Consider the following 14,472-nt stretch of genomic DNA (forward strand, 5'->3'; position numbering starts at 1 on the left):
CGGATACCGGCGCAAGCGCCGGCTCAGGGCTGCCAGTTGGCGAGTGCGGCGTGGATCTCGTCGGCACTCGGCGCGTGGGTCAACGTCTCGCGCATCGCGCGATCGGAGAGCAACTGGGCAATTTCGGAAAGAATCTCAAGATGTTGCTGCGTTGCCTGCTCCGGTACCAGCAGGAAGAACAGCAGGGACACCGGCTGGCTGTCGGGCGCTTCGAAGGGAATCGGGTCATCGAGGCGCACGAAGGCGGCCATCGGATGCTTGAGGCCCTTGATTCGGCCATGTGGAATGGCCACGCCTTCGCCCAGTCCGGTCGAGCCGAGACGCTCGCGTGCGAACAGATTGTCGGTCACAAGCGCGCGCGACAGGCCGGCATTGTTTTCGAAAAGTAGCCCGGCTTGCTCGAAGACGCGCTTCTTGCTGGTGACTGACAGTCCAAGCAGGATGTTGGACGCAGGTAAGAGTTTGACTAAACGGTTCATCTTGTAATGCGGGCGAACGCTGAGTCGCCCTCCAACCCCCGATTGACCACGCATTATAGACCACCCGCCGCAGCGGCCGCGGCAATCCACGGAACTTGGCGGAACCATACAAAAGGGGCCGTTCAACGGCCCCGCGGTGGGTGATGCCAGACTTATGACAGACGCGTGTGCGCTCGGGTGGTTCCGTGCGATTTCACGAGGCTGTCAGTCAATGCGACTACCACGCCCGGACAGACTCATTGCAGCGGTTCCGCCTCGGGAGGTTGCTGGTGCTTGAGGGCCTCGCGACCGTGATCCTGAACCTTGTCCTTGTATTGCATTACCTTGCGGTCGAGCATGTCGATCAGCTTGTCGATGGCGGCATACATATTCTCGTCACACTTCTCGACGAAAATTTCCTTGCCCTTGAGATACACGGTGACGCTAGCAATCTGGCGTCCGGCCTTCTCCTTGGTCTTGTCGACAGATAGGATCACCTCGGCGCCAATGAGCTGGTCGAAATGCCTCAACACGCGTTCGAGCTTGTTGACGACAAATTCGCGCAGTGACGGCGTGAGTTCGAGGTGATGTCCACTGATCTTCAGATTCATAGCTGCTCTCCTTGCTGAAATGCCGAAGTGCAGGCCGCGTCATGAGCGACGCTGGCTAGCGGGAGTGCGAGCCATTGACGTGACGCAATGTCGCACTGCGGCGTTATGCCCCAGCGAGCCAACATGGCGCACCAGGACCGTCCTACAAAGATTTGCGCAAGTTCACTGCGGGGATTCGCATGGCCTCGCGGTATTTCGCGACGGTGCGCCGCGCTACCACGAACCCTTGCTCTGCCAGCAGTTCCGCGATACGGCTGTCGGAAAGGGGGCTCTGCGGGTCTTCTGCTCCTATGAGTTGCTTGATGAGTGCGCGGATGGCGGTCGATGACGCTGCGCCCCCGGCTTCCGTTGCCACATGTGAACCAAAAAAGTACTTCAGCTCAAAGGTTCCGAATGGAGTGAGCATGTACTTACTGGTAGTCACGCGTGAAATCGTGGATTCGTGTAAACCCAGCGTATCAGCAATCTCGCGTAAAACCAAGGGCCGCATGCCGATTTCGCCGTGCGTGAAGAAGTTCTTTTGACGCTCGACAATCGCCTGCGCCACGCGCAGGATCGTATCGAAGCGCTGCTGAATGTTTTTGATCAGCCAGCGCGCTTCCTGAAGCTGCTGCTGCAAGTTGCCGGTGCCCGGATCGTTGCGGTTATTGCGCAGAATGCGCGCGTACATCTCGTTGATGCGCAGGCGCGGCATGACGTCGGGATTCAGCTCTGCGGTCCAGCCGCTGCCCTGTCTGCGCACGAGCACATCGGGGATGACGTAATCGGCCTGAGGCGAACCATAGGCGGCGCCGGGGAACGGGTCGAGCGAGCGAATCAGTTGATGGGCGGCACGCAAGCTGTCTTCGCTCACGCCCAGCAGGCGGCGCAGGCGAGTGTAATCGCGGGCGGCGAGCAGTTCCAGGTGATCGCTGACGATACGCAGCGAGAGCGTGCGAACGCTGCTCGCGGGCAGGCGCTGGAGTTGCAGGCGCAGGCATTCCGCCGGACCGCGGGCCCCCACGCCCGCGGGGTCGAAGCTTTGCAGCAGGGCAAGCGCGGCGTTGATCTCTTCCGTTTCCAGCGCCAGCTCTTCGGGCATTTCTGCCTCGATGTCGTCGAGCGTGGTGCCGAGATAGCCGTCTTCGTCGAGCGATTCGATCAGGAATGCCACCAGCGCACGGTCGCGCGGCGCGGCTTTGGTCAGGCGCAACTGCGCCAGCAGGTGTTCGCGAAGATTGGGATGGTCGACGTGCAATTGCGGACGCGCGTTGTCGTCGTCGTCCGAGGCGTTGCCCGAGCGAGCGAAGTCGTTCAGGCTCCAGTCGCTGCCGTTGTCTTGCGCGTTGTCGTCGAAGCGGGCTTCGCCGTCGAGTTCGCGGGCTTCATCGCGGCCGTTGGCGGGTTCGGAGCCGTCGTTCGTATGACTGGCCGACGTGCTCCGCTCGTTGCGCAACGACCCGTCCGTGCCCACACGTACCGAGCCCGCGAGCCAATCGTCCTCGCGTTCGAGCATCGGGTTCTGGGTGAGGGCGTGCTCGACTTCCTGCTGAAGTTCGAGCGTAGACAGTTGCAACAACCGGATCGATTGCTGCAACTGCGGCGTGAGGGTCAGGTGCTGCGAGGTGCGGAGTTGAAGAGTCGGTTTCATAGCGTGTCTCGCCTTCATTGTAGAGGCTTTGTCACGCCAGCGGAACCGGCCCTGTCCCCTATCGGAGGCAGGGTTTACATGCGAAAAATTAGCTTTACATCCGGAAATTTTCGCCCAGATACACGCGCCGGACGCTTTCGTCGGCCACGATCTGGTCAGGCGTGCCGGCGGCGAGCACCGAGCCTTCGCTGATGATGTAGGCGTGATCGCAGATACCGAGCGTCTCGCGCACGTTGTGGTCGGTAATCAGGACACCGATGCCACGATCCTTCAGGAATCGCACGATCCGCTGGATTTCCAGCACGGCGATCGGATCGACGCCCGCAAATGGTTCGTCCAGCAAAATAAAGCGCGGCTGCGTGGCCAGGGCGCGGGCGATTTCCACGCGGCGGCGCTCGCCGCCCGAGAGCGACATGGCCGGATTCTCGCGCAGATGGCTGACCTGCAACTCGTCGAGCAGCGCTTCAATACGGCGATCGATTTCGTCTCGCTTGAGCGGTTTGCCCTGCGCATCGAGCTGCAATTCGAGCACGGCGCGGATATTGTCCTCGACCGTGAGCTTGCGAAAGACCGACGCTTCCTGCGGCAAATACGAGACTCCCATGCGAGCGCGCTCGTGAATCGGCAGTTCGCTGATCAGGTTGCCGTCGAGCTGAATCTCGCCGTCGTCGGCCGGCACGAGGCCCACGATCATGTAGAACGACGTTGTCTTGCCGGCACCGTTCGGGCCCAGCAGACCCACGACTTCGCCGCTTTTTACATCCAGCGAGACGTCCTTGACGACGGTACGGGCACCGTATTGCTTCTTGAGCGAGCGCACGACGAGTGCGCTCGGCTTGCCCGCTTGGCCGAAGCCGGGGTTGATGGTCGAAGCGTTGCTGTTGGCAGAATTACTCACGCGGATTCCCAATGCTTTTTGAGGGAGACAGCGGCGGCAGATCGCCCTTGGGGGCGGGGGCGGCCGGCTTGCTCGCGCCGCCGGGCTGCGCCTGATTCGCCCCTGTCGCATTGCGCGGGGCGAGCGTGGCGCGCACGCGGCCGTTCGGATTGTTGGCGTTGACCTGATCGGCGCCGCTGTTCGCGGTATAGACCTCGTTATACGTGTCGTAAGTAATCACGCTGCCGTGGATCTCGTCGAGCACCCGGGTGCCGCCGGCCAGACGCTTGAGCGTGGCTTGCGTGGTGAGCGTGGCGACTTCGGTCTTGCCGTTGTAGTAAATCGTCTGGCCCCAGCCGTCGATGTACTCGTCGAGGCCGTCGCGCTTCTGGCGCATATAGGCGAGCGGGCCGCCTGGCTTGTAATACGCCGTGGCGTACTGATAACCCTCCGGATCCTGAGTCACTTCGACGCGATCGGCCTTGAGGAGAATCGTCCCCTTGGTCATCGTCACGTTGCCGGTGAAGATGTTGACCTGCTTGAGGTCGTCATAGCTCATGTGGTCCGACTCGATGTTGAGCGGCTTGTCGCGGTCGGCGCGCTCGGCATGGGCGAGCGGCGACACGAGTGCACCGAGCACGGCGAAGGCGGTGGCCAGCGCGCGCAGTGCGCGCATCGACAGGAAAACGGGTCGCGGGTTGCGGCGATCGGTCATGGGGTCTTGGAGCCCTGTTTAGTCTGGGGTGGCGCGCTTGGCGCGGCGGGCGGCGCCGGGCGCTTGCTGCCCATTTCCGCCGGCTGGATCGTGCCGTGAACATTGCCGAGCAATTGTACGGCGCGCGAGATGTTATTGAAAATCATGCCGTCGCCGAACATCACCGACGATCCACGGTAGAGCTGAACCGGCAGTTCCGTGCGCACGATGTCTTCGTTCACGAGGACCTGGAAGTGTTCGGACAGCGCGCGCATTTCCGGATCGCGCGGACCCGCCTGACGCACCACCACGGCATCGTCGTACATATCGACGATGGACATGTCGGCGTTGAGCGTGCCGCGCTTGCTCGTGGCGGTCACTTCCGGCTGATCCGGCGTGAACGCGCGCACGGCGGGCATTTTCAGCGCCGTTGTCTGGTCGTCTTCGTAATGCGTCATGTGAACCGCATTGATCCGGTATTGCGTGAGCCCGCTCGCCGACAGCGTGGAAATGCTCATGTCGTCGGCGTAGTAATCGGGAATGTGCTGCTTCACATACGGCGCGCGATCGGCGTCGGACGGCAGCGTGCGTTGCACGAGCCAGTACGTGCCGGCAGCCAGGCTGGCCAGCACCACGACGGCGATCAGGGAGGCAGGCGAGACGCGTTGATTGGCCATGAGTGATCGGCTTCCTCTGCGCGTCAGGCCAGCGCGTCTGCGAGCAGGGCGTCGTAGCGTCCCTGAGCGCGCAGGATGAAGTCGCACAGCTCACGCACGGCGCCTTCACCGCCACGCGTGCTCGCCATCCAGTGGCAGCGGGCCTTCACTTCGGTGTGAGCATTTGCCGGGCACGCCGCAAAGCCTACGCGGGTAAGTACCGGCAGATCGGGCCAATCGTCACCGATATGTCCGCACGTTTCGGCCGTTACCGACAGCTTGGCGCAGAGATCCTCGAACGCAGCACGCTTGTCGTGCACGCCCTGATAGACATGGGCGACGCGAAGATCCGCCGCACGCTTGGCGACGATGTCGGACTGGCGCCCGGTAATGATGGCGGTGACGATACCGGCCTCGGCGAGCAGCTTCAGGCCGTGACCGTCGAGCGAATCGAACGTCTTGATGACCTCGCCGGCCGGGCCGTAGCGCAGGCCGCCGTCGGTGAGCACACCGTCGACGTCGAAAATCATCACACGCAGGCGCGCGGCGCGCGCGATGGCGTCGGCCGTGTCGGATACGTTCACTGGCGTGGATTGGGCGATACTGGGTTGACTCATGGGCAAGAGACTCACACGACCTTGGCGGCGAACAGGTCGTGCACGTTCAGCGCACCGACGAGGCGGTCGTTCTCGGTCACGAGGAGTTGCGTGATGCCGAAACGCTCCATCAGCTCGGCGGCTTCGGCGGCGAGCTGATCGGGACCGATGGTGCGCGGGCTGGCCTTCATGACGTCGGCCAGCGTGAGCGTGGTGAAATCGAGGGTACGTTTGAACAATCTACGCAGATCGCCGTCGGTAAAGATACCCACGACGCGATCGTCGGCATCGACAATGGCCGTCATGCCCAGGCCCTTTGCTGTCATTTCGAGCAGGGCGTCGGACAGGCTGGCATCGGAGCGTACCCGCGGAATGCGTTCCCCGGTACGCATGACATCGCGCACGAAGGTGAGCAGGCGTCGGCCGAGCGCGCCGCCCGGGTGCGAGCGGGCAAAGTCCTCTGCGCCGAACCCGCGGGCGTCGAGCAGCGTGACGGCCAGTGCATCGCCGAGGGCGAGGGCTGCCGTGGTGCTGGCGGTGGGCGCGAGCCCCAGCGGGCAGGCTTCGCGGTCCACGTGCGCGTCGAGGTGCACATTGGACAGGCGACCGAGGCTGGAGTTGGCGTTGCCGGTCATGGCGATGAGTTTCGCGCCAATGCGCTTTATCATCGGGAGAATGCTGACGAGTTCGCCCGTTTCCCCGGAGTTCGACAGGGCGACGACGACATCGTCGGCCGTGATCATGCCCAGGTCGCCGTGGCTGGCTTCGGCGGGGTGAACGAAGAATGCGGGGGTGCCGGTGCTGGCGAAAGTGGCGGCCAGCTTGCGGCCGATGTGACCGGATTTTCCCATCCCGGTGACGACCACACGTCCGCGGCAGTCGAGCAGCAGCGAGACCGCTTCGGAGAAGCTGTCGTCGAGGTGCGCGGAGACGCGTTCGATGGCGTCGGCTTCCGTGCGCAACACCTCCCGGGCGACCTCGAGTGCCCGGCCTGGATTGATTTTCGCTATCATGCGCGGAGTATATCAAAACGGACGCGGCGCCGAGGACAGCCGCGCCAGGCCTGGCCCCGCAGCGTTCGTGCCGTCTCAGGATGCGGCCCGCTCCCTCCTCGGATGCCGCTTCACGGACGCAATCTGGCACGGCACTTGCATGATGAGTGCCGCGCCCATTCGGATTCACTCAGGAAACCCACCTTAGCCGATGGCATCACCGCTCGAACTCACTCTCGTTCTGTTGTTTGCCGCCTGCGTCGGGGTGGTGCTGTTCCGCATGCTCCATTTGCCGCCGATGCTTGGCTATCTGAGCGTGGGCATCGTGATTGGCCCGCACGCGCTGGGGCTGGCTTCCGATTCGCAACGCGTGCAGTACCTCGCGGAGTTCGGCGTTGTCTTTCTGATGTTCTCCATCGGCATCGAATTTTCGTTACCCAAGCTCAAGAGCATGCGTCGCGTGGTGCTGGGGCTCGGGGTGTCTCAGGTCCTGGGGACATTGCTCGTCGCGATCGGGCTGGGCGCGGTCGTCAACCTGTTCTGGTCGTTCTCGTGGCAGGCGTCGGTGGCGCTTGGCGGCGCGCTCGCCATGTCGTCGACGGCCATCGTCACCAAGATGCTGGCAGAGCGTCTGGAACTGGAGACGGAGCACGGCCGCAACATCATGGGCGTGCTGCTGTTTCAGGATCTGGCCGTGGTGCCGTTGCTGATCGTGATTTCCGCGCTTGGCGGCAATTCGAAGGCGTTGGTGCTGGCGTTGTCGCTGGCGGCGCTCAAGATCACGGGCGCGCTGGCGCTGCTGCTGTGGGTCGGGCAGAAGCTGGTGGGCCGCTGGTTCCACATCGTGGCGGCGCGGCGCTCGCAAGAGCTGTTCATGCTCAACCTGCTGCTGCTCACGCTCGGCCTTGCCTACATCACCGAACACCTTGGGTTGTCGATGGCGCTGGGCGCGTTCATCGCGGGCATGCTGATCGCGGAGACGCCGTTTCGCCATCAGGTGGAAGACGACATCAAGCCATTTCGCGACGTGCTGCTGGGTCTGTTCTTCATCACGACCGGGATGTTGCTCGACCCGGCCATCGTGATGAAGCAACCGCTGCTCGTGTTGTTGTTCTTCGTTGGCCCGCTGGTTGTCAAATTCACGCTGATCGCAGGTCTTGCACGCGTATTCGGCAGCCCGCCCGGCACGGCGATCCGTACCGGTCTCGGGCTGGCGCAGGCGGGCGAATTCGGCTTCGTGCTGCTCAATCTGGTGATCGACCGTCAACTGCTCGACCCATCGCTGTCGCAGGCGGTGCTGGCGGGCATGTTGCTCTCGATGCTGTGCGCGCCGTTTCTCATCATCAATGCCGACCGTATCGCCCTGCGCTTCGTCGCCAACGAATGGATGATGCAGTCGTTGCAGATGACGAAGATCGCTACGCAGAGCATCAAGACGTCGGGGCACGTCATCATCTGCGGGTACGGCCGATGCGGTCAGAACCTTGCGCGCATGCTCGAACAGGAGGGCATCGGCTACGTGGCGCTCGACCTCGATCCGGATCGTGTCATGGAAGCGGCGAGTTCCGGCGAGACCGTGGTATTCGGCGACGCGGCCCGGCGCGAGGCGCTCGTCGCGGCGGGAATACACCGCGCCGCCGGTATCGTGGTGACCTACGACAGCACCCCGGCCGCGCTGAAGGTGCTTGCGCAGGTGCAGGCGCTGGAGCCCACGTTGCCGGTGGTCGTGCGCACGGTGGACGACACGCACATCGACGACCTGATCGCCGCAGGCGCGACCGAAGTGGTGCCCGAGATCGTGGAGGGCAGCCTGATGTTGGCGTCGCACGCGCTGGTGCTGATGGGCGTGCCGATGCGCCGCGTGTTGCGCCGTGTGGCGCAGGCACGTAACGAGCGCTACAGCCTGCTGCGAGGCTATTTCCACGGCCTCGACGATGAAGACGAAGGCGGCGAGCGCGAGCAGGTCCGCCTGCAATCCGTGCCGCTCACCCTCAATGCCGACGCGGTCGGGCGCACGCTTGGCGAACTTCGGCTCGACAAGCTCGGCGTGACGGTCACGGCCATCCGCCGGCACGGCATCCGTGGCGTCGAGCCGGTGTCGGAGACGCGTCTGATGGCCGAAGACATCGTGGTGCTGCGTGGTTTGCCCGAGAAACTGGTCGCGGCCGAACAGCGGCTGTTGGGGCGCGAGTAACGCGAGCGCGCCACATCCCGACGTGCCAACCGGGTGCCGGACGACGGCTTCGCGTCCCGTTTCCAACAGAGAACGGGCGCGCCGGGCCTTTTTGGCATAATGTGGCGTGTTACCTATCAGTACCCCACGAAGGATCCCCGTGCAGATCGATGAGTCTCCTGCCGCCTATATCAAAAGCCAGATCCGCACCGTGCCGGACTGGCCCTCGCCCGGCGTGCAGTTCCGCGATATCACCCCGTTGCTCAAGAACCCGCGCACCTTGCGGGTGTTGATCGACGTGTTCGTGCATCGCTATATGGAGCACCGGCCCGATTACATCGCCGGACTCGATGCGCGTGGATTCATCCTCGGTTCGATTCTGGCCTACGAGCTCAACATCGGCTTCATCCCCATTCGCAAGAAAGGCAAGCTGCCGTATCAGACGGTTGCCGAAGAATACGAGCTGGAATATGGCAGTGCGACGGTCGAGATTCATGCCGACGCGTGCGGTCCGGGCGATCGCGTGCTGCTGATCGACGATCTGGTCGCCACCGGCGGCACCATGCTGGCAGGCAAGAAGCTGCTCGAGCGTCTGGGCGCTACCGTCATCGAAGGTGCCGCCATCGTCGACCTGCCCGAGCTGGGCGGTTCGCGCCTGATCCGGGATGCGGGACTGCCGCTCTTCCTGCTGTGCTCGTTCGAAGGTCATTGAATACGTCCGACGTGCCCATCGTGCCTATCGTGCCTATCGTGCCAATTCGCCTCGACCTCGCCTTCGTCTTCCACACCTGACACGGACGCCCCGATGCCCAATCTCTGGCTGTTCCTGCTGACCTCGGTCGCGATCACGCTCGCACCGGGGCCGGACAACATGCAGGTCATCGCACGCGGCATTGCGCAGGGACGCCGTGCCGGGCTGGCGGCGGCGGCCGGCTTCACATTCGGTTGCCTGTTCCACACGACCATCGCAGCCGTGGGGCTGGCTGCCGTGCTGCGCTCGTCGCCGTGGGCATTCGAGGCGATCAAGCTGGCGGGGGCTGCCTATCTCATCTGGATCGGGATCAAGGCGCTGCGTGCGCGTGGCGCCATGGCACTGGCCAACGACGCTACCCCGCAACCGCTCTCGGCCGTGTTCCGTCAGAGCGTGTTCGCGAACATGCTCAATCCGAAAGTCACGCTCTTCTTCCTCGTGTTCCTGCCGCAATTCGTGAGTGCCGACGCCGCCCATCCGGGCTGGCAGATGTTGCTGCTCGGCCTCGTGTTCATGGGGCAGACCATCGTGGTGTTCAGCGCGTATGGTTGGTTCGCTGGCGTGTTGGGCACGTGGCTCAAGCGGCGTCCGGGCGCGGGGCGATGGCTCGATCGCGTAGCCGGCGCGATATTCATCGGCCTAGGTTTGCGTGTCGCGTTGCAGGGGTAACGCCGACACAAGCGTGCCGCACCGGCGGCATACCCTTTGCGTTCGCGCACGACCGGCGTTGGCCTTGCCGATGCCGCCAAAGATTTCGTAGTCCAACCGACATTGTCCGATCATGCTTGCCGAACAACGCCAACAATACGTGCTCGAACAACTTGCCAAGACCGGGGCACTCGCGATCAGCGATCTGGTGCGCGAGTTGGGTGTCTCGCGAGAGACGGTGCGTCGTGACCTGAATACGCTTGCCGCGCGCGGCCTGTTGCTCATGACACACGGTGGCGCGCTGGCCGCCGATCGCAGCGAGCCCGACTGGACCTTGCGCGAGAACGTCAATGCCGTGGGCAAGCGCGCCATCGGTGTGCGCGCGGCCGAGCTCGTGCCCGATGGCGCATCGGTCATCATCGACTACGGCACGACCACGCGCGCGGTGGCGCAGGCGTTGCTCTCCAAACATCGTCTTCGCATCTACACCAACGATTGGCAGATCGCGCGTCTGCTGGGGCGGCATCACGACAACCGGGTCACGATGCTCGGCGGCGAGCTGCAGGACAATGAAGACGCCGTGCAGGGCTGGGACGCCATCAACCAGATCTCCCAGTACCATGCCGACTTCGCCTTCATCGGCGTGGGTGGCGTGACGGAAGACGGTGGCATTACCGACTTCAATCGCGCGGCGGCCGAATTGCGTGCGCGCATGTTGCTGTGTGCGAACGTCTCGGCCGTGGTGGCAGACCACACCAAATTCGGCCGTGTCACGCCTGTGCGCATCCGCCACTTCGAAGCTGCGCGTTACCTCATCAGCGACGCAGCGCCGCACAAAGGCATGCTCGCGCAACTGCGCGCACGCGGCCCGGAACTGCTCATCGCCTGAGCACGTAAGCCTGCCTAATCCCGCCCAAGCGCTGGCCCAAACGAGGGCCAAGCGCGGTCCCCGTTCGCCATAGGTCGCCACAGCACGCCACACGTCGCCAAGACCGGCGGGCACGACACAAAACATCTCATCGTCTCCCCTTTGTGGTGTTGCCTGTGGCGCGGCCTTGCGCCATGGGGGGCTTCCCCGGCACCCCTCGCCGATCCTCCGAAAAGATGTAGACAAAATCGACGCCCGGGCCGGAGGGCGACGTCGTTCCGTGTCAACAGACCTGACGGCGCCGCCCGTGCACGGGCACAAGCGTCTGCGCCGAAAACGTTCCCAAATCATTGAGTACACAAGGGTTTTCGGTGAAAACGAAAAAGCTGGCCGATTGTCACTGTCTTGTCATCGAGGCTTTTTAGACTGCGTTCACTTTTGGCACAAATTGCCACAAAACAGCTAGTCGAGCGATGCGGGCGACGGGCTCCCTCAGTGGAGGGGCCGTCAGAAGGAAAGCATCGGGTCCGACCGGCGATTCGACTGACAGGTGAACCGTGGACGAAGCGATTCGAATCGAGCGACTGACCAAGACTTTCGGGAGTGGTCGCCGTGCCCTCGACGAAGTGGCGCTCAAAGTCATGCCGGGCGAAATGGTCGCCCTTATCGGGGCGTCGGGCTCGGGCAAGTCGACGCTGATGCGTCACATTGCGGGCTTCGTGGCTGCCGACCAACAGCCTGGCAGCATCGAGATTCTGGGGCGCCCGATCCAGCGCGACGGTCGCATCGTGCGTGAAGTGCGCCAGATTCGCCGCGACATCGGCTTCGTCTTCCAGCAATTCAATCTGGTGGGGCGTCTGCCGGTCATTACCAACGTACTTACGGGCCTGCTGGCTCGCGTGCCGCTGTGGCGCAGCCTGATGTTCCGCTTCACCACCGAAGAGCGTCAGGCGGCGCTCGCGTCGCTTGCCGAAGTGGGCATTGCCGATCTGGCCTACCAGCGTGCCAGCACCTTGTCGGGCGGGCAGCAACAACGTGCGGCACTGGCGCGCACGTTGGTGCAGGGCGCGAAGATCATTCTTGCGGACGAACCCATTGCGTCGCTCGACCCCGAGTCGGCGCGCAAGGTGATGGACATGCTGGCGCGCATGAATCGCGACCACAAGCTCACCGTTGTCGTCTCGCTGCACCAGGTGGATGTGGCGATGCGTTACTGCGTGCGCACCGTTGCCCTGCATCAGGGCCGCGTAGTGTACGACGGCCCGTCAGCAGCCCTCACGCCCGATCTACTGCGCCGCCTTTATGGCGTGCAGGCGAGCGAGTTGCTCAACGAAGCCTCCGATGCCTCGGAGAGCGCGGCGGGCACGGCGGGCGAGACGCCCGCCGACGCAGAAGCCCCTTTTCTTACCTCGATGTCCCTCAGCCTGACCTGACCTGGAGCTTGCTCTCATGAAACTGTGGAAAACCCTGCTGGCCGGCGCGGCCATGATCGCCTCGGTGGCGGCAGCGCACGCGCAGGAAATCAACTTCGGCATTATTTCGACCGACTCCAGCGCGGCACTGCGCCAACGTTGGCAGCCGCTGATCGACGACATGGAGAAGCAAACGGGCCTGAAAGTGACCCCGTTCTTCGCCACCGACTACGCGGGTGTGATCGAAGGCATGCGCTTCAACAAAGTGCAGCTTGCGTGGATGGGTAACAAGGGCGCGATGGAGGCTGTCGACCGCTCGCAGGGCGAAGTCTTCGCGAAGATCATGTACGCCGACGGCACCGAAGGGTATTACTCGCTGCTGATCTCGAACAAGTCGAGCCCGTACAAGACGCTCGACGACGTGATCAAGAACGGCAAGAAGATCAACTTCGGTCTGGGCGATCCGACCTCGACGTCGGGCACGTTGGTGCCGGGCTACTACGTGTTTGCGAAGAACAACATCGATCCGCGCACGTACTTCAAGACCGCGCGCAGCTCCAACCACGGTGCCAACCTGATGGCCGTGTTGAACAACCAGATCGACGTGGCGACCAACAACACCGAAGAGCTCAACAAGCTCGAGGCGACGCAGCCCGAGAAGGCCAAGCAGGTTCAGGTCATCTGGAAGTCGCCGCTGATCCCGTCGGATCCGCTGCTGTGGCGCAAGGACTTGCCGGATGCCACCAAGAAGAAGATTCGTGACTTCTTCCTGGCCTACGGCAAGGATGCGCATGAAAAAGAAGTGCTGAAGAATATCTACAACTACGGTGGTTTCCGCGCGTCGAGCGACGCGCAACTGCTGCCGATCCGTCAGCTCGAGCTGTTCAAGCAGAAAGTGCAGCTTGAATCGGACGCCAACATCGATGCAGCCAAAAAGAAGTCGCAACTGGCCGATCTCGATAGCAAGCTGGCCGCGCTCGATCAGGAAATGAACAAAGCGAAGTAAGCGTCAGCCATTGATTCAAGCGACGTCACGGGGCGGCACGAGCGTGCTGCCCTGTGACGAATACCGGCGGGCCGGACCTCCGTGCTTGCCGTGTCCTTTGCGGTTCGATATTTCGCCGGCCGAAGCTGAGCCGGAATGACCTGTGGTACTCGACATGAACACCAGCGTATCCCTCACTACAAATGGTCGCCTGCCGGGCGAGCCGCCCAAGCGTTCGTGGCTGTCCCTGATTAGCTGGGGTGTTTTCTTCCTGGTCCTGGTGTGGTCGTGGGGCGGTGCCGACATGCGTCCGCTCGATCTGATTCGCGATTCCGGCAACATGAGCCAGTTCGCGCACGATTTCTTCCCGCCCGACTTCCGTGATTGGCGCGTGTACGTGCATGAAATGCTGGTAACCATCCACATTGCCGTATGGGGCACTGTGCTTGCGGTCGTGTGTTCGATCCCGATGGGATTGTTGTCGGCGTCGAACATGGTGCCGGCGTGGGTGTATCAGCCGGTGCGTCGCGTGATGGATTCGTGCCGCGCGATCAACGAAATGGTTTTCGCGATGCTCTTCATTGTCGCGGTGGGCTTGGGCCCGTTCGCTGGTGTACTCGCTTTGTGGGTGCACACGACAGGCACGCTCTCGAAGTTGTTTGCCGAGGCGGTAGAGGCGATCGATCCGCGTCCGGTGGAAGGTGTTCGGGCGACGGGCGCGCGAGCGATCGACGAAATCCTGTATGGCGTATTGCCGCAGGTCATGCCGTTGTGGATCTCGTACACCCTGTACCGTTTCGAGTCGAACGTGCGTTCGGCGTCGGTGGTTGGCATGGTGGGGGCGGGCGGTATTGGCGTGGTGTTATACGAAGTGATTCGTAGCTTCCAGTATGCGCAGACGTGTGCGGTGATGTTGATCATGGTCGTTGTGGTGACGTGCATTGACGTGTTCTCGGCCCGAGTGCGAAAGATGGTGATCTGAGGCAGAACAAAAGCCGAGACACTCAGCAGAGAAAAAACGCCGGTCGTGGACCGGCGTTTTGCATTTGAGAGAAGGAAAGAGAGAAAGAAAAAAGAAAAGGGGGGGGAGGTATGGCTGGAGGGACCGACGAGGAGGAGGG

At 62.9% G+C, this 14,472-nt stretch carries 15 protein-coding genes; 7 read left to right on the plus strand and 8 right to left on the minus strand.

What is annotated here, in order from left to right; all coding sequences use genetic code 11:
* Positions 1-23 precede the first annotated feature (23 nt).
* The 8 genes from ptsN to PI93_RS02690 form a co-directional block, all read right to left on the minus strand.
* Positions 24-479, minus strand: coding sequence for a PTS IIA-like nitrogen regulatory protein PtsN (ptsN, locus tag PI93_RS02655; protein WP_039373740.1), 456 nt, complete (start codon positions 477-479; stop codon positions 24-26).
* Positions 480-715: 236 nt separating this feature from the next.
* Entirely contained in the window at positions 716-1,069 is a 354-nt protein-coding gene (gene hpf, locus PI93_RS02660; RefSeq protein WP_039373742.1) for a ribosome hibernation-promoting factor, HPF/YfiA family, read from the minus strand.
* Positions 1,070-1,211: 142 nt separating this feature from the next.
* Positions 1,212-2,699, minus strand: coding sequence for an RNA polymerase factor sigma-54 (locus tag PI93_RS02665; protein WP_039373743.1), 1,488 nt, complete (start codon positions 2,697-2,699; stop codon positions 1,212-1,214).
* A 94-nt stretch (positions 2,700-2,793) separates the two neighbouring features.
* The gene (gene lptB / locus PI93_RS02670) at positions 2,794-3,564 is read right to left on the minus strand and encodes an LPS export ABC transporter ATP-binding protein (RefSeq protein ID WP_039373831.1); all 771 of its coding nucleotides are present in this window, start codon (positions 3,562-3,564) and stop codon (positions 2,794-2,796) included.
* Positions 3,565-3,589: 25 nt separating this feature from the next.
* Positions 3,590-4,291, minus strand: a complete 702-nt coding sequence (gene lptA / locus PI93_RS02675) for a lipopolysaccharide transport periplasmic protein LptA (protein WP_039373744.1) — start codon at positions 4,289-4,291, stop codon at positions 3,590-3,592.
* A complete protein-coding gene (gene lptC, locus PI93_RS02680; RefSeq protein ID WP_039373745.1) occupies positions 4,288-4,947 on the minus strand; it encodes an LPS export ABC transporter periplasmic protein LptC in 660 nt (219 codons plus the stop codon). The genes lptA and lptC overlap by 4 nt, the downstream gene beginning before the upstream one ends.
* Positions 4,948-4,970: 23 nt before the next feature.
* On the minus strand, positions 4,971-5,543 hold the full coding sequence (locus PI93_RS02685; RefSeq protein WP_080759364.1) for a KdsC family phosphatase: 573 nt from the start codon (positions 5,541-5,543) through the stop codon (positions 4,971-4,973).
* Positions 5,544-5,554: 11 nt separating this feature from the next.
* Positions 5,555-6,535 carry a KpsF/GutQ family sugar-phosphate isomerase gene (locus PI93_RS02690; protein WP_039373748.1) on the minus strand — a complete coding sequence of 327 codons (981 nt, stop codon included), beginning with the start codon at positions 6,533-6,535 and terminating at the stop codon, positions 5,555-5,557.
* Between the two features lie 190 nt (positions 6,536-6,725).
* Between PI93_RS02690 and PI93_RS02695 the strand changes: the two genes are divergently transcribed.
* From PI93_RS02695 to phnE, 7 genes are all read left to right on the plus strand, one after another.
* Entirely contained in the window at positions 6,726-8,708 is a 1,983-nt protein-coding gene (locus tag PI93_RS02695; RefSeq protein WP_039373749.1) for a monovalent cation:proton antiporter family protein, read from the plus strand.
* Between the two features lie 139 nt (positions 8,709-8,847).
* Complete coding sequence (locus PI93_RS02700; RefSeq protein ID WP_010804817.1) at positions 8,848-9,399, plus strand: adenine phosphoribosyltransferase; 552 nt, start codon at positions 8,848-8,850, stop codon at positions 9,397-9,399.
* A gap of 93 nt (positions 9,400-9,492) precedes the next feature.
* Positions 9,493-10,107: a LysE family translocator gene (locus tag PI93_RS02705; RefSeq protein WP_039373750.1), complete on the plus strand. Its 615-nt coding sequence runs from the start codon at positions 9,493-9,495 to the stop codon at positions 10,105-10,107.
* 112 nt (positions 10,108-10,219) lie between these two features.
* Positions 10,220-10,975: a DeoR/GlpR family DNA-binding transcription regulator gene (locus PI93_RS02710; protein ID WP_039373752.1), complete on the plus strand. Its 756-nt coding sequence runs from the start codon at positions 10,220-10,222 to the stop codon at positions 10,973-10,975.
* A gap of 536 nt (positions 10,976-11,511) precedes the next feature.
* Positions 11,512-12,387, plus strand: a complete 876-nt coding sequence (phnC, locus tag PI93_RS02715) for a phosphonate ABC transporter ATP-binding protein (protein WP_039373754.1) — start codon at positions 11,512-11,514, stop codon at positions 12,385-12,387.
* 16 nt (positions 12,388-12,403) lie between these two features.
* Positions 12,404-13,372 carry a phosphonate ABC transporter substrate-binding protein gene (gene phnD, locus PI93_RS02720; protein WP_039373755.1) on the plus strand — a complete coding sequence of 323 codons (969 nt, stop codon included), beginning with the start codon at positions 12,404-12,406 and terminating at the stop codon, positions 13,370-13,372.
* 154 nt (positions 13,373-13,526) lie between these two features.
* The gene (phnE, locus tag PI93_RS02725; RefSeq protein WP_144400519.1) at positions 13,527-14,333 is read left to right on the plus strand and encodes a phosphonate ABC transporter, permease protein PhnE; all 807 of its coding nucleotides are present in this window, start codon (positions 13,527-13,529) and stop codon (positions 14,331-14,333) included.
* The last annotated feature ends 139 nt before the right edge of the window (positions 14,334-14,472 follow it).

The sequence above is a fragment of the Pandoraea fibrosis genome (assembly GCF_000807775.2).
GTDB classification, from domain to species: Bacteria; Pseudomonadota; Gammaproteobacteria; order Burkholderiales; family Burkholderiaceae; genus Pandoraea; species Pandoraea fibrosis.